The 19,940-nt window shown below is 33.6% G+C and carries 20 protein-coding genes and 1 tRNA gene; 12 read left to right on the top strand and 9 right to left on the bottom strand.

Annotated elements, in window-relative coordinates; genetic code table 11:
• Positions 1–432: 432 nt before the first annotated feature.
• Together Q0787_RS15730 and Q0787_RS15725 are read right to left on the bottom strand one after the other, a co-directional pair.
• Entirely contained in the window at positions 433–1,950 is a 1,518-nt protein-coding gene (locus Q0787_RS15730) for an OmpP1/FadL family transporter (protein WP_298903788.1), read from the bottom strand.
• 40 nt (positions 1,951–1,990) lie between these two features.
• A complete protein-coding gene (locus Q0787_RS15725) occupies positions 1,991–3,055 on the bottom strand; it encodes a hypothetical protein (RefSeq protein WP_298903787.1) in 1,065 nt (354 codons plus the stop codon).
• Positions 3,056–3,155: 100 nt separating this feature from the next.
• On the opposite strand from Q0787_RS15725, the gene proS reads away from it, so the two are divergent.
• The 3 genes from proS (at position 3,156) to rpsT (ending at position 5,131) form a co-directional block, all read left to right on the top strand.
• On the top strand, positions 3,156–4,634 hold the full coding sequence (proS, locus tag Q0787_RS15720; protein ID WP_298903786.1) for a proline--tRNA ligase: 1,479 nt from the start codon (positions 3,156–3,158) through the stop codon (positions 4,632–4,634).
• Positions 4,635–4,779: 145 nt separating this feature from the next.
• Positions 4,780–4,851 (top strand) — tRNA-Glu (locus Q0787_RS15715).
• Between the two features lie 25 nt (positions 4,852–4,876).
• Positions 4,877–5,131, top strand: coding sequence for a 30S ribosomal protein S20 (gene rpsT / locus Q0787_RS15710; RefSeq protein ID WP_298903785.1), 255 nt, complete (start codon positions 4,877–4,879; stop codon positions 5,129–5,131).
• 143 nt (positions 5,132–5,274) lie between these two features.
• Here rpsT and rho read toward each other — a convergent pair whose 3' ends face one another.
• Entirely contained in the window at positions 5,275–6,927 is a 1,653-nt protein-coding gene (rho, locus tag Q0787_RS15705; protein ID WP_298903784.1) for a transcription termination factor Rho, read from the bottom strand.
• 222 nt (positions 6,928–7,149) lie between these two features.
• On the opposite strand from rho, the gene Q0787_RS15700 reads away from it, so the two are divergent.
• On the top strand, positions 7,150–7,560 hold the full coding sequence (locus tag Q0787_RS15700; protein ID WP_298903783.1) for a DUF4293 domain-containing protein: 411 nt from the start codon (positions 7,150–7,152) through the stop codon (positions 7,558–7,560).
• Positions 7,561–7,630: 70 nt separating this feature from the next.
• Here the strand turns inward: Q0787_RS15700 and Q0787_RS15695 are convergent, their stop codons facing one another.
• Positions 7,631–8,125 (bottom strand): metallophosphoesterase family protein, encoded by a 495-nt coding sequence (locus Q0787_RS15695; protein ID WP_298903782.1) that lies wholly within the window; start codon positions 8,123–8,125, stop codon positions 7,631–7,633.
• A gap of 117 nt (positions 8,126–8,242) precedes the next feature.
• On the opposite strand from Q0787_RS15695, the gene truA reads away from it, so the two are divergent.
• Together truA and Q0787_RS15685 are read left to right on the top strand one after the other, a co-directional pair.
• Positions 8,243–8,992, top strand: coding sequence for a tRNA pseudouridine(38-40) synthase TruA (gene truA, locus Q0787_RS15690; protein WP_298903781.1), 750 nt, complete (start codon positions 8,243–8,245; stop codon positions 8,990–8,992).
• Positions 8,993–10,759: an ABC transporter ATP-binding protein gene (locus tag Q0787_RS15685; RefSeq protein WP_298903780.1), complete on the top strand. Its 1,767-nt coding sequence runs from the start codon at positions 8,993–8,995 to the stop codon at positions 10,757–10,759.
• A 1-nt stretch (position 10,760) separates the two neighbouring features.
• Here Q0787_RS15685 and Q0787_RS15680 read toward each other — a convergent pair whose 3' ends face one another.
• From Q0787_RS15680 to folP, 5 genes are read right to left on the bottom strand one after another with little or no spacing between them, the layout of a single operon-like run.
• A complete protein-coding gene (locus Q0787_RS15680) occupies positions 10,761–11,561 on the bottom strand; it encodes a DUF3667 domain-containing protein (RefSeq protein WP_298903779.1) in 801 nt (266 codons plus the stop codon).
• Positions 11,562–11,570: 9 nt separating this feature from the next.
• A complete protein-coding gene (locus Q0787_RS15675; RefSeq protein WP_298903778.1) occupies positions 11,571–12,356 on the bottom strand; it encodes a DUF3667 domain-containing protein in 786 nt (261 codons plus the stop codon).
• Positions 12,357–13,139 carry a diadenylate cyclase CdaA gene (gene cdaA / locus Q0787_RS15670; RefSeq protein ID WP_298903777.1) on the bottom strand — a complete coding sequence of 261 codons (783 nt, stop codon included), beginning with the start codon at positions 13,137–13,139 and terminating at the stop codon, positions 12,357–12,359.
• A gap of 35 nt (positions 13,140–13,174) precedes the next feature.
• Positions 13,175–13,894, bottom strand: a complete 720-nt coding sequence (locus tag Q0787_RS15665; RefSeq protein ID WP_298903776.1) for a hypothetical protein — start codon at positions 13,892–13,894, stop codon at positions 13,175–13,177.
• Positions 13,894–14,664, bottom strand: coding sequence for a dihydropteroate synthase (gene folP, locus Q0787_RS15660; RefSeq protein WP_298903795.1), 771 nt, complete (start codon positions 14,662–14,664; stop codon positions 13,894–13,896). Before folP ends, Q0787_RS15665 begins: the two co-directional genes overlap by 1 nt.
• 130 nt (positions 14,665–14,794) lie before the next feature.
• Between folP and Q0787_RS15655 the strand changes: the two genes are divergently transcribed.
• Genes Q0787_RS15655 through prmA form a run of 6 tightly spaced genes read left to right on the top strand, consistent with a single transcriptional unit; the run spans position 14,795 to position 19,725 of the window.
• Positions 14,795–15,340: a DUF1599 domain-containing protein gene (locus Q0787_RS15655; RefSeq protein ID WP_298903775.1), complete on the top strand. Its 546-nt coding sequence runs from the start codon at positions 14,795–14,797 to the stop codon at positions 15,338–15,340.
• Positions 15,341–15,346: 6 nt separating this feature from the next.
• Complete coding sequence (locus tag Q0787_RS15650; protein ID WP_298903774.1) at positions 15,347–16,441, top strand: BT_3928 family protein; 1,095 nt, start codon at positions 15,347–15,349, stop codon at positions 16,439–16,441.
• Positions 16,442–16,462: 21 nt separating this feature from the next.
• Complete coding sequence (locus Q0787_RS15645) at positions 16,463–17,539, top strand: ABC transporter permease (RefSeq protein ID WP_298903794.1); 1,077 nt, start codon at positions 16,463–16,465, stop codon at positions 17,537–17,539.
• A gap of 58 nt (positions 17,540–17,597) precedes the next feature.
• Complete coding sequence (locus Q0787_RS15640; RefSeq protein ID WP_298903773.1) at positions 17,598–18,089, top strand: TlpA disulfide reductase family protein; 492 nt, start codon at positions 17,598–17,600, stop codon at positions 18,087–18,089.
• 37 nt (positions 18,090–18,126) lie between these two features.
• Positions 18,127–18,876: a triose-phosphate isomerase gene (gene tpiA, locus Q0787_RS15635; protein ID WP_298903772.1), complete on the top strand. Its 750-nt coding sequence runs from the start codon at positions 18,127–18,129 to the stop codon at positions 18,874–18,876.
• 12 nt (positions 18,877–18,888) lie between these two features.
• On the top strand, positions 18,889–19,725 hold the full coding sequence (gene prmA, locus Q0787_RS15630) for a 50S ribosomal protein L11 methyltransferase (protein WP_298903771.1): 837 nt from the start codon (positions 18,889–18,891) through the stop codon (positions 19,723–19,725).
• The last annotated feature ends 215 nt before the right edge of the window (positions 19,726–19,940 follow it).

Raw genomic sequence — 19,940 nt, 5'->3', positions numbered from 1 at the left:
GGTTTGTAGTTGAGTATAATGAACCTAATACAGGTGACCGTAAAGAATTTAAAGCCCATTTTACCCTGAAAAGATAATAATGAGCTGAATGAAAAAATAAAAAGGCTGTGCATTTCTGCACAGCCTTTTTATTTTGACTTTAGACATGTTTAAAAACTATTAATTCGAATGTGAATTTAGCGTACAGAAAATAATATATTGAAATTAGGTAGGTTGCGATTGGTATTGGTATATCTTAATCATTCTTAATGGAAGAATCATGTTACTATGTTTCGATTATATAGTTCATTTGGTGATATCCCTTGGTTATTAATGTTTAGAGATTAATAGGGAGCTTTGATACTTCAGAAACTCACGATGTTATGTATAGTATAAAATAAAAATGCTGAACGAACGTTCAGCATTTTTATCATTTAATTTATGATGCTATTATTATAGGTTGAAACCTAAAGATAATGTTATATTAGAATTATTAGTGTCGAGCGTAGCTGCATCAGTTAATCCTACTGAGTAAAGCTGATTATTAACTGTACGTTCTGCTTGGTCATAGGTTAGGTCTAATCTTGTGTTTCCGAAGTTATAACCAATACCTAAAGAATAACCAGTTAGGTCTCCATAAAATGTGTCATCTACATACGGACTTTCTTCAAATCTATATCCACCTCTAAAACTAAATTGTTTTACTTTATATTCACCACCAAACCTATATGTGTTGGCAATTTTGAAAACATTATCTATAATGTCGTTTTGAGCAGCAAAAAATGAATCAGAAGTAGGTCTAAATTTTGTGTTCTTATAATTTCTTCTTGAATAATCGAAACTTAATAAACCTTGTTCTCCAAAAACATAAGCTAAACTTCCAGTTATTTTACCAGGAGACTGTAGTCGATAATCTGGGAAAATATTGATAACGTTAGGATTTATAAATGCAGATACATTATTACCTCCTTCGTTTCTAACCGTTTCTACATATTGAGAGGTTTCTTCTGTTATAGTTAACCAAGTAGGCGAGTTGTAGGTAAAACCAGCTCTTAGTTCTTTAGTAAGTTTTAAGATAGCTCCTAATTGAAAAGAAAAGCCATTACCTGTTGTCAATAAATTATTATCAAAACCAACTCTGGTTACAACAGAACCATCATTAGAATTAGATTCATTAAAAGACGTAAACCTTTCGTAGTTGATAAAATGTGTATTAAGGTTTATTCCAAGATATAATTTGTCTTCATATTGAGCAGCCGCATTGAAACTAAATTTCCCGTTATAACCTCTAGTAACAAGATTATAGCTTTGATCGAATGTTCCTGTTGCTATATTAGATGTATACAAAGTGTTCTCATCAGTATTAGCATCTGGTTCTAGAATAAAAGATTCGTATCCCAAAAAGGCTTGCTGATTTCCGAAGCCATAAATAGCTCCAATATCGGCATATGCTTCTGATATCGTTTCTCCAGGAAAAGCAGATATTTCATCAAGCCTTTGACCTTGAGCAAACGCTAAAAAGTAGCTGTCTATAGAATTTGTATTTTGCCCAGAAGCTGTCCATTGATCATCATAATTAGCAGTTTTGTCATAGGCCACACTCAGAACAAATTTGCGCCATGGTGAATTTAAGTTATTATTTGTAAAAACAAATGCAGCACCACCTTGGTTTAAATCAACTTTTGAATCTGAAGAAGAACTTTGTCCATTAAAAAAGGAAACATCATTGTCTAAGTTTAAACTTGAGAGTGATATTGAAGCATGACTTCTATTAAAAATAGCAGAACCTGCTGGATTAATACTTACGGCAGACATGTCACCTCCAAGGGCTCCAAAAGCACCGCTTAATGCTCTAAATCGAGCAGATCCTTGAATTTCATCTTGCGAGTATCTAAGGGCATCAGATATGTCCTGAGCCATAACATTAGACATAGAAAGTACACCTATGACTAGTATAGTTAATTTTTTCATAGTAAAATTTTATAATTTTTTTAGAGCTAAATAGTTTAGATTATCCTCTACGACCAGAGCTACCTCTACTCGAAGATCTAGAAGAACCAGACGATCTTGTAGAACTTCTAGACGAGCTTCTTGCAGATGAACTTCTACTTGAAGATCTATTGCTTCTTACACTCGAACTATTGCTTCTGTTTGATCTTGTTCTAACACTAGAACTATTACTTCTGGTACTAGGTCTTGTTGTTCTAATTCTTGTATTATTACTTCTAGTATTAGGTCTTGTAATCCTAGTATTGGTATTAGGTCTCGTTGTCCTAACTCTTGTATTAGGTCTTGTAATTCTAGTATTAGTTCTCGTATTAGTATTAGCTCTTATACTTGTGTTATTTCGTCTTGTTCTTGGTCTTGTATAAGCCGAATTAGATCTGGTGTTAACTGCAGATCCTCTTCTAACAGATCTATTAAGTCCGTTATTTAAGGAACCTCTGCGACCATAGTTATAGGCTACATTATTGTAATAACCATTGTTGTATCCATAACCGTAGTATCCAGGTGGGCACCAAGCATTGAAACCGCCATATCCGAAATAAGGATTCCAACCGTTAAAAGCTATATGGCTACCATATGCAAATCCGCCGTATGGTCCCCAAGACGGTCCCCATGGCGAACCCCATCTATTCCATCTGTTCCATCCCCAAGAGTTTACATATCCATAACCCCAAGGTCTATACCAACCCCAAGTATTCCATCCATTATTATATATAGTGACATTTACTTGGTCAGAATCTTGTCCCCAACCAGCGTAACCAGTTTGAACTTCCTCTGAAGGTTCTTCATCGTAATCACCTACGTATGAATCTATATCTGTAAAAATAGCACTACCATCATCAGGAATGTTATCATACTGATTTGACTTTTCGGTAAAATAATCTTTATAGTAACTATTATCTTCTACAGGAACCGTTCTTGTTTCTTCATAGACTACTTCACTGTCACTGTAAATACCATCACTATCATAACCAACATATTGGTATGAACCACAAGAAGCTAATAGAAATGTAAAGCTTAGTGCAACAAAAAATGGAAATTTGTTCTGTATGTAATTGTTTAATTGCATATCTCTTGATTTTTATTGTTGAACATTACAAAAATAGTTAGTTTTGTTGAACTATTTTTTTATTTAACATTATCACAAATTTTGTGCCAAAACACTTAAAATGAGTAAAAACCTTACAAGTAGAGCAGAAGACTATTCAAAATGGTATAACGAATTGGTCGTAAAGGCCGATTTAGCTGAGAATTCAGCGGTTAGGGGTTGTATGGTTATCAAACCTTATGGCTATGCAATCTGGGAGAAAATGCAAGCAGAATTAGATAGAATGTTTAAAGAAACAGGACATCAAAATGCGTATTTTCCTCTTTTTGTACCTAAAAGTTTGTTTGAAGCCGAAGAAAAGAATGCCGAAGGATTTGCAAAAGAGTGTGCAGTAGTGACACATTATAGGTTACAAAATGACCCAGATAACGAAGGGAAGTTACGTGTTGATCCAGAAGCAAAGTTAGAAGAAGAGCTTGTTGTAAGACCAACTAGTGAGGCTATTATTTGGAATACATATAAAGGTTGGATTCAAAGTTATAGAGATTTACCTATTTTAATAAACCAATGGGCAAATGTTGTACGCTGGGAAATGAGGACACGTTTATTTCTAAGAACTGCTGAATTTTTATGGCAAGAAGGACATACGGCTCATGCAACCAAAAATGAAGCACTAATAGAGGCTGAGCAAATGAATAACGTTTATGCAGATTTTGCTGAGAACTTTATGGCTATTCCAGTTATTAAAGGTGTAAAAACTGAAAGTGAACGTTTTGCCGGAGCTGAAGAGACCTATTGTATTGAAGCATTGATGCAGGATGGAAAGGCATTACAAGCAGGAACATCTCACTTTTTGGGACAGAACTTTGCTAAAGCATTTGATGTGAAATTCACAAATAACGAAGGGAAGTTAGACCATGTATGGGCAACATCATGGGGTGTTTCTACACGATTAATGGGAGCTTTAATTATGACGCATAGTGATGATAAGGGACTAGTGCTTCCACCAAATTTAGCGCCTTCGCAAGTTGTTATTGTTCCTATATATAAGAATGATGAGCAACTAGATTTAATTACTGAAAAGGCGAATGCCATAATTAAAGAATTAAAATCTTTAGGGATTTCTTGTAAATTTGACTCTAGAACGACACATAGACCAGGAGCCAAATTTGCTCAACATGAATTGCAAGGCGTTCCATTAAGAGTTGCTATCGGACCTAAAGATCTTGAAAACAAAACGATTGAACTGGCTAGACGAGATACGTTAACAAAAGAGACCGTTGCGATGACAGATTTAGTGCCTGTAGTGCAATCGCTTTTAAAAGTAATTCAAGACGATTTATTTAATAAAGCACTTAATTATAGGGATTCGCATATCACAGAGGTAGATGATTTTGAAACCTTTAAAGAGGTTTTAGAAGCGAAGACAGGTTTTATTTCTGCCCACTGGGATGGTACTGCCGAAACCGAACAAAAGATAAAAGAGTTAACTAAAGCAACAATAAGATGTATTCCAATGGATATTAAAAAAGAAGCTGGAAAGTGCGTATACACTGGTAATTCTTCAACAAATAGAGTCTTATTTGCAAAAGCTTATTAAATTTTTTTTAAAAAAGTTTATCTAGGTGTTGCAACATTTAAAAATAGTTGTATTTTTGCATCCGCAATGAGTAATTGCACGTTCATTTGAAATCGTAGTAAGAAGATAATTAAATTTTTAAAACTACAATTGAAATAACTCAAATGGCCCGTTCGTCTATCGGCTAGGACGCCAGGTTTTCATCCTGGTAAGAGGGGTTCGATTCCCCTACGGGCTACAATTTTTTAATAAGAAAGAAAACAATGGCAAATCATAAGTCAGCATTAAAAAGAATAAGAAGTAACGAAGCTAAACGTTTGCGTAACAGATACCAGCACAAAACTACACGTGGTGCTATCAAGAGATTACGTGATATGGAAAAAGCTAAAGAAGCAAAAGAATACTTGCCTGCAGTTATTTCAATGATCGATAAACTAGCTAAGAATAATATCATTCATGATAATAAAGCAGCTAATTTAAAATCTAAATTAACTAAGCACGTAGCTTCCCTAAGCTAACAAGAACTTATATTAAAATTATTAAAGCTTCTCGTATGAGAGGCTTTTTTTGTGCGGTTTATTAGCCCAAAATTTCATAATAAAAAAGCTCTCAGTACTAGTACTGAGAGCTTTTTTATTATACAAGAGTTGGTTTAGATTTGTTATCCATTCATAGATACCAAAAACTCTTCGTTATTTCTTGTTTGTTTAAATCTATCATTAATAAATTCCATGGCTTCAACAGGGTTCATGTCGGCAAGATATTTACGCATTACCCACATTCTTTGAATTGTTGATGCGTCTAATAAAATATCATCGCGACGCGTACTTGATGATGTTAAATCGATAGCAGGGAAAATTCTACGATTAGATATTTTACGATCTAATTGTAATTCCATATTACCAGTTCCTTTAAATTCCTCGAAGATTACTTCGTCCATTTTAGACCCAGTTTCTGTTAATGCAGTAGCTATGATTGTTAAAGACCCACCATTTTCAATGTTACGAGCTGCTCCAAAGAAACGTTTTGGTTTATGCAATGCATTGGCGTCTACACCACCACTTAATATTTTTCCTGAAGCTGGTTGAACTGTATTATATGCTCTAGCCAAACGCGTTATAGAATCTAATAAGATAACTACATCGTGGCCACACTCTACTAGACGTTTTGCCTTTTCTAATACGATATTTGCAATTTTTACATGTTCGTGAGCTTCCTTGTCAAAAGTTGAAGCGATAACTTCTCCACGAACATTACGTTGCATATCTGTTACTTCTTCAGGACGTTCATCAATTAATAAAATCATTTGATAAACTTCCGGATGATTTGCAGCAATTGCATTCGCTACATCTTTCAATAACATCGTTTTACCAGTTTTAGGTTGTGATACGATCATACCACGTTGCCCTTTTCCGATTGGAGAAAATAAATCCATTATACGTGTAGAAATCGTACTTTGCTTTTCAGCAATATTAAATTTTTCCTCAGGAAAAAGCGGTGTTAAATGTTCAAAAGATACACGGTCTCTTACCACTTCTGGTTTTTGACCATTAATCTTACTAACCTTTATTAACGGAAAGTATTTTTCTCCTTCTTTAGGAGGTCTTACATGACCTAAAACAGTATCTCCTGTTTTTAATCCAAATAATCTAATTTGAGATTGTGAAACATAAATGTCATCAGGAGATGATAAATAATTATAATCAGACGAACGTAAAAAACCGTAACCGTCTTGCATGATATCTAAAACACCTTCACTTTCAATGATGGCATCGAATTCAAAATCAGGCTCTCTATAGCGATTCCTGCTATCTTTATTGCCGTTGTTTTTGTGCGTATTGCCATCTTTGTGACGCGTATTAGTTTTTTTATGGTCTTTTGATTGATTTTGCTTGTTATCCTTTTGACGCGGATTAGGCTTACTATCATTAGAATTTTTAGAACGCGTATCGTTGTTTTGATTATTTCTTTGATTCGTTCTATTGTCCTTCTTATCGTTAGGATTATTTTGAGAAGGTTTATCTTCTTTTTTGTCATCCAACTCCATTTTTTGTTGAGAAGAGTTTTGAGCTTGTTTCTTTTCAACACGAGCTCTAGGCTTTCTTTGCTGAGTAGGTTTTTTCTGTTCTTCTTTTTTAGGAGTAGGTGGTGCTACTTCTTTTTTTACAGCATCTGGATTGGCTGCTTGGAAGTCTAAGATTTGATAGACAAGGTCTAGCTTTTTTAACGAACGGTATTTAGGTACGTTTAATTTTTGAGCGATTTCCTGAAGTTCAGGAAGCTTCTTTGCTTTTAATTCGGAAATTTCGAACATGTATATGTGTACTAATTAAGTTTATTCTTTGAAATGGATTAGTTTCTTACTTTTCTAAAAAATATAAAATGGGAAAAATTTGAAAAAAATCTGAAGATTTAATAACCTGCTACACTGTAGGTAACACATTATTAATGCAATAATACAATTTTATTTTTAAAATTTAATACTACTTTTAAAAAAGAAACTGTTAATTTTGTGCCTCGTTATAGATAAATATAAATGATTCAACGTATACAATCCATATTTCTTTTATTTGCAGCAGGCGTGTCTGCAGGTTTAATTTTTGTATTTCATTTGTGGACTAAGACCGATGATGTTTTGGTTTATGCTAAAGATGAATACTTATATTTAGGTTTGTTTTTAGGATCTGCTTTATTATCTTTAATCTCGATTTTTTGTTTTAAAAATAGGAAGCTGCAATTTGTTTTGGGCCGACTTAATATAATATTAAACTTTATTTTATTAGGATTTTTTGTGTATCAATTACTAATACCTCCTGGAGAGAGTAACATCTCAGAGAAAGGTGTTGGGATATTCATACCTATTTTATCTATCGTGTTATTGGTCTTAGCCAATAAAGCCATAAAAAAGGATGAAGACCTCGTAAAATCTGTTGATCGATTACGATAAACCCTATTATCTTAATTATTTTAGTGCGTAAACCCAAGGTGAAGACCTTGGGTTTTTTTATGGATGATTGTTAGCGCTTCGGAAACTCTATAACTTCAAGATTATCAATTTGATGCCCATCTATTGTGAATCTGAGCATCGTTCTTATTTTATGAAAGCCATGCTTTCCAACGGCACCAGGATTCATATGAATTAAATTATACCGTTTGTCTGGCATAACTTTTAGAATATGTGAATGCCCACAGATAAAAATACGAGGCGGATTATCTTTTATAAGATCACGTGTTCTCATGTTATACTTTGGCGGATAACCACCTATGTGTGTCATCCAAACATCAACATTTTCACACATAAACCTATTATGTTCTGGAAATTCGGCTCTAGCTTCAGCATTATCAATGTTGCCATAAACTGCTCGTAGAGGCTTTAAATCTTTTATAGCATCTGTGACACTAAGGTCTCCTATATCTCCAGCATGCCAAACTTCATCAGCCTGTTTAACGTATTTCAAAATAGCATCATCTATATAACTGTGTGTGTCAGAAAGTAATAGAATTTTGGTCATAAAGGGTTGTAAATTATGATTGCGACGTTTTCCGAAGAAAACCTTTAATTATGTTAATAGCAAGTATAAAGAGACAAAAACATTTATCTTTGTGCTTTTACAAAAGTAAGGTTTCTATTGCGTTTTTTTATCGAATTATCATACAACGGAAAAGCATATCATGGATGGCAAAATCAGCCCGATGCTATTTCTGTACAAGAAGTTCTTGAGAATGCGTTGTCATTATTATTGAAGCAAACTATTAGTATTGTAGGAGCAGGAAGAACAGATGCAGGAGTTCATGCTTCACAAATGTTTGCTCATTTTGATACAGAGGAAGATTTTCCAGAACATTTTATTTTTAAATTGAATTCCTTTTTGCCTAAAGATATTGCAATTACTGCTATTTTTAGAGTTACAGAGGAAGCTCATGCACGTTTTGATGCCTTGAGTAGAACGTATCATTATCGGCTGTCGACACAAAAAAATGTTTTTAATTTTGATTACGCTTATGCTTTACAAAAGCAGTTGGACATGGACCTTATGAATAAAGCTTGTGATATTCTATTGCAGTATAATGATTTTCAATGCTTTTCTAAGGTTAATACAGATGTAAAAACGTATACTTGTAAGCTCATGAAAGCGCGTTGGACTGTTGAGAATAATGAATTGTTATTTACCGTAAAAGCAGATCGTTTTTTGAGAAATATGGTTCGTGCTATTGTTGGTACGCTTATTAATATTGGTTTAGGTAAAATAGAGTTAGAACATTTGCATTCCATTATAAAATCTAAAAATAGAAGCGAAGCCGGGTTTTCTGTACCAGCTCATGGTTTATACCTTACGAGTATCGAATATCCAGAGCATATTAAATTATTAAAAAACTAAATGGAGGATAAAAAAACAAAAGCCTTTGATTTGACATTGTTCAAGAGATTGTTACAATATATTAGACCTTATAGAATTGTGTTTTTTGGGTCGATACTTTGTGTAATAGGTCTCGCTCTTTTTGGAATGTTAAGACCCTTAGCACTTCAAAAAGCTATTGATGAACATGTTGTATTAAAAGATTACAATGGCTTTTTGTTTTATATTATTGTCATGTTGGCTTTATTAATATTTGAAGTTGTAAGTCAATTATTATTTATTTACTATGCCAGTTGGTTGGGCCAAAATGTGGTTAAGGATATACGAGTAAAACTCTATAACCATATTTTACGCTTTAGAATGAAGTACTATGATAACTCTTCTGTAGGTGTTTTAATAACTAGGGCTGTAACCGATATGGAGCGCATTGCTGATATTTTTGGTCAAGGTTTATTTATGATATTTAGCGATATTCTTAAAATGCTCTTTGTGGCTGGAGCGATGTTATATCTAAATTGGAAATTAAGTTTAATTGCCTTTGTAACCATGCCAATTATCCTATTTGCGACTAAGGTTTTTCAGAAATATATGAAACGTGCTTTTGAAGAAGTACGTAATGAAGTATCTAACTTAAATTCTTTTGTTCAAGAGCGTGTTACAGGAATGAAAATACTTCAGTTATTTACAAGAGAGGATACGGAGTATAAGAAGTTTAAAGAAATTAATGAACGCCATAAAAAAGGATGGTTAAAAACAGTGTGGTATAACTCGGTGTTTTTTCCAATAGCCGACTTATTATCATCTATTACATTGGGATCCATTATTTGGGCAGGAGGATATATGGTGGTTTTTCAGAAAACTGTAACCATTGGAGATTTGACGGCCTACATCATGTTTGTTCCCATGTTATTTAGACCTTTAAACCAGATTGCGAATAAATTCAACACACTTCAAATGGGAATGGTTGCTGCCGATCGTGTTTTTAAAGTTTTAGATACAACATCTCAAATTGACGATTCGGGTAAAGCTGAAGCTAAGGCGTTTAAAGGTGATATTTCATTTAAAGAAGTGCATTTTTCTTATGTTGAAAATGAAGAAGTTCTTAAAGGAATTTCTGTAGATGTCAAGGCAGGAGAGACGGTTGCGATAGTTGGAGCCACAGGCGCTGGGAAGTCAACGATTATTAATTTATTGAATCGTTTTTATGATATTAATGCAGGTACAATATGTATAGATGGCACAGATATTAAAGATATGACCTTGAAGTCCTTACGGTCACAAATTGCTGTAGTGCTTCAAGATGTATTTTTATTTGCCGATACTATTTTAAATAATATTACGCTAAAAGATCCTAATATTTCAGAAGAAGAAGTTATTCAAGCCGCTAAGGATATTGGGATTCATAAATTTATTTCGAGTCTTCCAAACGGTTACCATTATAATGTGAAAGAGCGTGGAGCAATGTTATCATCTGGTCAACGTCAGCTTATTTCATTTTTAAGAGCATATGTCACCAATCCAAGTATTTTAGTTTTGGATGAAGCAACGTCTTCTGTAGATTCTTATTCAGAGCAATTAATACAAGACGCTACCGATAAAATTACTGAAGGACGCACCTCTATTGTGATTGCACATCGATTGGCTACAATTCAACAAGCCGATCAAATTATTGTAATGGATGCAGGTAAAATTGTAGAAAAAGGAACACATAAAGAACTTCTAAAAGTTGAAAACGGCTATTATAGAAATCTATACGAAGTTCAATTTTTAAAGGCTGAAGCTGTATAGTTTATTGTTTGGCAGCTTCCACGGCAGCTCGTTGGGCTTCTATAAGTTCTTGCAGATCTCCTGTTAAGAACATGATAATCACTATAATTATAGTTATAATAATCATTGTGGAAGCGAGGACTCCTAAAAACAGAAACGTTCTCAATACAATTTGCCCTATACTGAGGTTATACAAGCGCTTAAAAACGTAGGCTCCATATAATATCATTAAGGGTAAAAATATAAAACTTATCATACCTTGGGTAATACCTAGCATTGCCACAATAATGATGATAACAGACGTGATGATCGAGGTTTGAGCTTGCCAATATATTAATACAACCATAAGTTCTGTATAGTTGAATTTTTTGAGACCCATGAATGAGATACGTGCAATAAAGGCATAAAGAGGAACATAAAGCATCATAAATATAGACATGTACTCTTGTATGAAAGTCACGTTTCTTCGTTGAAATTCTTCTTGACCCTTCATGACATAATTTGAGAAATCTAGAGCTTCTGGATAGAATTTTTTTAATATTAATAGGTACAATCCCGTAAAAGTTAAAGCCAAACCAAAATAACTAATTGGATTAACATAGCGTTTCCTAACACCATCGATGTAGCCTCCAATAACGAGTTCTGGTTTTTTAAACAAATCAACAAATGTGCGAAGCAACTTATTGTCGTAATTAAAAAAAGTTTCGCTTATGTGTTCAAAAAGATTTTTAAACGTCAGACGATTTCTAATTACTTTCCCTCCACAGCTATTACAGAAATCACTATTGTCTTGAAGTTCGGTATGGCAGTTTTTACAATTCACAGGTTCAATTTACTTTAAAAATTTCAGATATAGGAATAGAAGGAGACCTGTTAGAATGGAAAGTATCATGGTAACAGCTAAAAACAAGACCATTGAGAACACAAACCTTATAATTAAAGCTAAAACACTTAGTTTGTATAATCTGTAAAAAACGAATGCAAAATATAGAACATATAAGGAAGTGACCACTATTATAAGAACAGTGACATCAATTCCTAAAGCAAAAGCAATAAGATATAATATTGCTGAGGAAATAATATACTGGCCTGTAACATACATATTGATAACAATATGCTCTGTAAAGTTATGTACACGCTCGTTTAAAAACACAACCCAGCTTATTAAAGCACTTGCAGGCAAACCAATGATGTAGATTAATCCTAAGTATTCGTTCATAGATCGCGAAAAACTAGTAAATATTTCTAGCGCCTCTTTTGGGTAATATTTTGTCATTAACTTATCAAACTCACTTGGTTCGGGAATAAAATAACCAGGATTAATAGCATTAATAATAAAGTATTGTATACCAAGAAGCGTTATAGATATAGCAAGGTATTGAACAACATTAATGTATTTTTTACGTGTACCATTGATATAACCATCAATGACAGCTTCGGGCTTTTTGAAAAGATCAATAAAGGTGCTGAAAAACTTATTGTCATAACTTAAAAACTGTTCACTAAAATCTGCAGATAGATTTTTAACGGTTAGCCTATTTTTTATAACTTTTGCGCCACATTCGAAGCAATAATGTTGTTCGGAATTAAGTGATGTTTTGCAATTTTTACAATTCATTTATGTTAAGTCTTTGTACAATAAGGTAGTGAGTTCTGGTAAATCTTCAAACATTACGAACTCTCCATTTTTTATATATGAAATCTGACCAGTTTCTTCACTAACCACTAAAGCAATGGCATCTGTTTTTTCTGTGATCCCAACTGCTGCACGATGACGTAAACCAAAACGCTGTGGAATATTCTTCTCGTTATTTACAGGTAATATCACACGTGTCGCCTTTACAACGTTGTTTTCAATGATAATGGCGCCATCATGCAAAGGGCTATTTTTAAAGAAGATACTTTCAATAATGGGCTGTGTGACTTTAATGTTCATTGCGTCACCAGTATTAACCAAGAAATCGAGATTGTTATTGCGCTCTAAGACAATAAGAGCTCCTGTTTTAGACTGGCTCATACGCTCGCAAGCATTTACTAAAGCATTAATGTCTGTTTCTGTTTCAACTTCCGTTTTTAAGAATTTCATCTTTTTGAAAAACTTCCCACGACCACTTAAGTTCGTAGAGCCAACCATAAGGAGGAATTTTCGTATTTCGGGTTGAAATACCACAATAAGCGCAATAATTCCTACTTTAATAAACCCATCAAAGATGCGATGGAGCATGAACATATCTAGAAACTCTGTAACCCTCCAAACCAAATAGATAATAATGATTCCAATAAAAATATTAACAGCTACTGTACCTTTTACGAGCTTATAGACATAGTACAAAAGAATAGCGACAAGAAAGACGTCTATAAAATCTATAATCCCAAAATCCCAAAATTTGAATTTTTCCAAGGCGAGCGCGTTTGTGTAAATGTAATAATTATTGCTTAATAAATGAATTCGTTATTGTTTATTGTAACAATGTCTGATTTAAGTTTTGAGAGAATAGATTTAAAGTTAATATAGTCCTGAAAGTCTAAGTTTTTGTTAAAGATTAATGAAATTTCTAATTTGTTAGCAATTCCAGGTTTTAATAATGCTTCGAGATAACTCTTAATTTGATTAGTTTTTAAAATTGTGGAAATTCCATAGACTGTTTCAGTACTTTCAAAGTACAATGTAATATTTTGGGTTATGTCTAAGCCTCTATAAAAATTGCCGTCTGGTTTATAATCACTTTCGTTAAACGGTGTTGTATTGTTTTTTAATGGTGCTTTGGTATTGTCTAATGTGTAAACGACATCTGTAAACTCCAAAAACCCTAAATTGTTAATAGTCGTATCATGACAAGTAAAGTAATTTTTAGCATCCTCATTTTTATGCATCTTAGCATTGCGTTTTTTGTCTTGTAAAAATTTAATCTTCGGAATGGCTTGTTCTAAAGTAAGGCGTTTGTCTACGTTGATAAGCCAGTTGGTTGTGCTAATTAAATTTTTCCTGTTAAGTTCAATGCTGTCAGTTTGAGTCTCATCATAAAATAAATAGGCATGAGAAACATCATGAATTTCGGTTATCGTAGCATTTTCAATTTCAGGAAGTAGTACCGATTTCCCATTTCCGCATGACAATAAGATAAGAGTAATGAGTAATATGTATAGTCGTTTCATTAGTGTAATTGTTGAGTGAGAGTAATACATTCCATAGCTTCTTTAACATCATGAACTCTTAAAATAGCAGTGCCTTTTTGAAGTGCAATTGTGTTAAGAACTGTGGTGCCGTTAAGCGCCTCTTTTGCAGAATTATTAAGTGTTTTGTAAATCATTGACTTTCTAGATATCCCAGCTAAAATTGGCAAATTGGTCATTTTTAAAAGCTCTAACTTATTGAGAAGCTCGTAATTTTGTTCTACCGTTTTAGCAAATCCAAACCCAGGATCTACAATCAAATCAACGATTCCTAAACGCCTAGCTTCAGCAATGCGATCAGAAAAATAAAAGAGGATATCCTTTATTATATCGTCATAATTGGTTTGTTGAGCCATGTTTTGAGGCGTTCCTTTCATATGCATCATAATATAGGGCACGCCTAATTGCGCAACTGTTTCTAACATGTGTTGATCTAAATGTCCTGCGGAAATATCATTAATCAAGCAGGCTCCTGCATCTATGGCACATTTGGCAACCTCGCTTCTAAACGTGTCGATAGAAATTAAAGTGTCTGGAAATTCTTTAAGAATAGCTTCTATAATTGGCAGAACGCGTTCCAATTCTTCTTTAACCGAAATGTCATGAGCACCAGGCCTAGAGCTATAACCGCCAATATCAATAAAGGTTGCTCCGGCCTCAGTCATGTTTTGAACTTGCCCTAAAATAGCTGCTGTATTTTTGTATTGTCCTCCATCATAAAATGAATCGGGAGTGACATTTAAAATACCCATAATTTTTGGTCGACTAAGGTCTATTAATTGTCCTTTGCAATTGATGCTTTTACTCAAAACTATATAGTATGGTTAAAGTTTTTAAATCTGATTAATTTATGCGAAATTTACGGAAAATTAAATGTTTTAAATGCAAGATACTTCAAAACAATATGATGATGTGATTTCGCAATGCCGAAGTCTGTTTATTAATAAAATGAAAGACTACGGAAGTGCATGGCGAATTTTGAGATTACCTTCCTTAACAGATCAAATTTTTATAAAAGCGCAACGCATTAGAGGCTTACAACAAAACAGTGAACGTAAAGTAGATGAAGGGGAAGTAAGTGAGTTTATAGGAATCATTAATTATTGTACTATGGCTTTGGTGCAATTAGATAAAGGCGTTGTTGAACAACCCGATTTGGATTTGGATGAGGCCACTTCTCTTTATGACGAAAAGGTGTCTGTTACCAAACAATTAATGATGGATAAAAATCATGATTATGGAGAGGCTTGGAGAGATATGCGCGTAAGTAGCTTAACCGATTTGATTTTACAAAAATTGTTACGAGTAAAGCAGATTGAAGATAACGCAGGAAAAACAATAGTTAGTGAAGGTATTGATGCCAATTATCAAGACATGATAAATTATTCGGTATTTGCGCTAATTCATTTAAACGAAGATAAAAAATAACAACACATGAAAGCACTAGTTCATATTTGTAGAGTCCTTGTTGGAGGTCTATTTATTTTTTCAGGATTTATAAAACTGAATGATCCTCTAGGATTTTCTTATAAGCTTCAAGAATATTTTAGCTACGATGTACTAGATATTCCATCACTTATACCATATGCACTAGGAATTTCAATATTTGTTGTTGTATTTGAAGTTGTTCTAGGCGTGTTCTTACTTATTGGATATAAACCTAAATTTACAGTGTGGAGTTTATTAGCAATGATTGTGTTTTTTACGTTTTTAACGTTCTATGCTGCATATTTTGAAAAAGTAAAAGACTGTGGATGTTTTGGGGATTTCTTGAAATTATCACCTTGGCAATCGTTCTGGAAAGACGTGATTTTATTAGTGATGATTGTTATCTTATTTATTGGTCAAAGACACATTAAACCTCTATTGACCAAATTTGGTTTATCGGTAACGGCCTTGCTTAGTTTTATTTTTAGCCTTTGGTTTGGATATTATGTACTTATGCATCTTCCTGCATTCGATTTTAGAGCTTATAAAATAGGAGACAACTTACAAGAAAATATGTCTTTACCGCCAGATGCTCAAAGAGCAGTAAGTGATTATATTTGGACGTACAAGCTAAATGGTGAAGAAAAAACCTTGACCGATAGAGGTCGTGGTCCAAAGACCTACGATGAAATTGTGGGTGTAGAAACAGTTGTTATTAAAGAGGCAGATGTGCCTAAAATTCAAGATTTTTCTATAGAATCTGAAGATGAAGATTTAACACAGCAATTTTTAGCAGAAGATAAATTAGTTATTATTGTTGCATACAGTTTAGAAAAAGCAGAAATTGAAGGAATGGGAGGACTTAAAGCTATGGTTAAGAAGGCTCAGGATAAAGGATATCCAGTTATTGGACTAACAGCTTCTGGTGAATCTAAGAAAAAGGAGATTCAAGATACATATCATTTAGATGTTGACTTCTATTTATGTGATGAAAAAGTGCTAAAAACAATAGTTAGAGCTAATCCTGGTGTGATTGTTCTAGAAAAAGGAACAGTCACTCAAAAAGTGCATTGGAACGATCTTGAAGATTTGAAGTTCTAATTAATTCTAAATAATAATGATCTGATTAGCTACATTTTAAATAAAACGTTTTATGCATTACTCACTTTATTTGGTGTAGTAACCGTAATTTTTTTCTTATTTAATGTTCTACCAGGAGATCCAGCGCAAATGATGCTTGGTCAAAATGAAGACAGCGAGCAAATTGCAGCTGTAAAGGCTAAGTATGGTTTTGATAAGCCAATTACAACACAATACGTTTATTATTTAAACGATTTGTCGCCACTATCATTTCATTCAACTAATTCAAGTGATTATACGTTTTTACGTGATGGAAAGTACAGCGCATCTAAGTTATTTACCATTGGAGAAACTACGATGGTTGTGAAGTTTCCGTATTTGAGAGAATCCTTTACGAAGCAGGGAAAGAAAGTAGCACAAGTTATTGGAGAAACATTACCAAATACTTTCGTGCTAGCCGTTTCAGCAATTTTCATCGCCATTTTTTTAGGTATTATTCTCGGGATAATTTCTGCCTTATATAAAGATCGTTGGATTGATAAAACCATTCAAATTTTTAGTACCTTAGGGATGAGCGTACCTTCCTTTTTTAGTGCTATTTTGTTTGCTTGGTTGTTTGGTTTTGTGTTACATAATTATACCAATTTAGAAATGACAGGTAGCTTATATGAGTTAGATGACTTTGGCGAAAAGGTTAATATCCAATGGAAAAATTTAATACTCCCAGCAATTGTTTTAGGAATTCGCCCTTTGGCCGTTGTGATTCAGTTGATGCGAAATTCATTGTTAGAAGTCTTTAATCAAGATTATATTAGAACTGCCAGGGCTAAAGGTTTAAGTGAATTTCAGATTATAAAAAGACATGCTGTAAAAAATGCATTGAACCCCGTAGTTACGGCTATTTCAGGATGGTTTGCATCTATGTTGGCAGGCGCTGTATTTGTTGAGTATATTTTTGGGTGGAATGGTCTCGGAAAAGAAATTGTAAATGCTCTAAATACCTTAGATTTGCCAGTTATTATGGGATCGGTATTAGTCATTGCATTACTATTTATCCTGATTAATATTTTTGTAGATGTGATTTATGGTTGGTTGGATCCTAGAGTGAAATTGAAATAATAAAATAATTCAGAAGAACTATATAATAGTTTGAAATGAATACTAAAAACTAAAGTGAATGAAACAGCTATTAATTATCTTTTGTCTTGGGATCTTCTTTATTAATTGTGAAGCACAACCAGATCCTACAAATTTTTCTAATGAAGCCCTAAAGGATACATTTATTACTATAGAAGGCAAATCTTTAACCTTAGAATCTATACTTAACACCTACAAAGGACAAACGATTTTAATAGATGTTTGGGCTAGTTGGTGTCGCGATTGTATTGTTGGGTTGCCCGACCTTAAGGCGCTTCAAAAAGAACATAGCGATGTGGTTTATTTATTCTTATCCATGGATAAGACTCAAAAAAGTTGGAAAAATGGAATTGATAAATATAAAATAGATGGAGCGCATTATTTTATGCCCTCAGGATGGGATAGTGCGTTTAGTGAATTTGTAGATTTAGATTGGATACCTCGATACATGATTATAGATAAAGATGGACATATCAAATTGTTTCGAGCTGTAAAAATTAGTGACCCTAAAATAAAAGAACATTTAAAGTAAATTAACGTTTCTACGGAAACTTAAAAATAGAAGACTCATGAGAAAGCATATTGTTGCAGGAAATTGGAAGATGAATAATGGTTTAATACAAACTGAAACCCTAATTTCAGAATTAAAACAACAGGAAAAAACATCGGATGCAGAGGTTATGATTGCACCATCTTTTACAAATTTATGGCATGCTTTTGAAGCAACAAGACAGTATGATATCGAGGTTGTTGCTCAGAATATGCACTTTTCTGAAAAAGGAGCATACACTGGCGAGGTTAGTGCAGGAATGCTTAAAAGTTTAGGAATTAAAACAGTGATTTTGGGACATAGTGAACGACGTGCCTATTATAATGAAACAGACCAATCACTGGCTAAAAAAGTTGACGCTGCATTAGCTAATAACATGCGAATCATTTTTTGTTTTGGCGAGGAGTTATCAGATCGTAAAGCTGGACGTCAAGAGGACGTAGTGGAGCATCAAATTAAAGCAGCGTTGTTTCATTTAAATGCTTCGGCGTTTGAACACATTGTATTGGCCTATGAGCCCGTTTGGGCTATTGGAACAGGTGAGACTGCTTCTCCTGAGCAGGCCCAAGATATGCATGCATTTATTAGAAAAACATTAGAAAATACTTATGGTAAGAATGTTTCAGAATCTGTGTCAATTCTTTACGGTGGAAGCGTAAAACCAGCTAATGCTAAGGAAATTTTTTCAAAGCCTGATGTTGATGGTGGACTTATTGGTGGAGCATCTTTAAATGCTGAAGACTTTTTTGCTATTGTTAACGCATTTTAATGTAACACAGACATGTCTAATACAATATATATAGGGTATTACTTCAAAGCAAATCCTTTGCAACCAGCGGTTGAAATATTAATCGCAGAGTTGGGCTATGCAGGTTTCGAAAGTTTTGTTGAAACCGATGAAGGTGTTACTGCCTATATTCAGAAAAATGATTGGAATGAACATATTCTTGATGATATTCACATATTGAATTCTGATGCCTTTACTATTACATTTACATTTGATGAAATAGAACAAACTAATTGGAATGCGGAGTGGGAGAAAAATTTCAGTCCAATTGTTGTAGACAATAAATGCTCGGTTCGCGCTCCATTTCATGATAAACCAGACACAACATATGATATCATTATAGAGCCTAAAATGAGTTTTGGAACTGGTCACCATGAAACTACTCATATGATGATTCAGTATATTTTAAATCACGATTTTCAGAATAAAGCGGTTTTAGATATGGGATGCGGAACTGGTGTTCTTGCGATTCTAGCAGAAATGAAAGGCGCCAATCCAATAGATGCCATTGATTATGATAATTGGTGCTATCTTAATAGTTTAGAAAATGTACAGAGAAATGCCTGTAATCACATTACGGTTTTAGAAGGAGATGCCAGTCTTTTACCAGGACGTAAATACGATATTGTAATTGCTAATATTAATAGGAATATTCTACTTAATGATATGAAAACCTATACAGATACACTCAATGCACATGGTGTTTTGTTTCTAAGTGGTTTTTACAATGATGACATCGCTATTATTAGAGATGAATGTGCTATGTATGGTTTAAATCATGTCGAGACATTAGAGCGAAACAATTGGGTTGCTCTCAAATTTGAAAAGTAAATTATTATAGTTATTTGGGTTTTCTTCGATGAATAGCTCAAAATTTTAACATAATAAATAAACGACCCGTAACAATTCTACGGGATATCCTTAATATGTGTAATATTGAATTGGCTAACTTCGCGCTGATAATTATCACAGACTAATTCAAACACATAGCATTGTTTTTTTAGCTCATCCTATTTACGTGAATACTATTTATTAACTTAATTTAC

Source organism: uncultured Psychroserpens sp. (genome assembly GCF_947492715.1).
Classification (GTDB): domain Bacteria; phylum Bacteroidota; class Bacteroidia; order Flavobacteriales; family Flavobacteriaceae; genus Psychroserpens.
The sequence above is the reverse complement of the archived record's forward strand: the minus strand, read 5'-3'. Positions and strand labels throughout refer to the sequence as shown.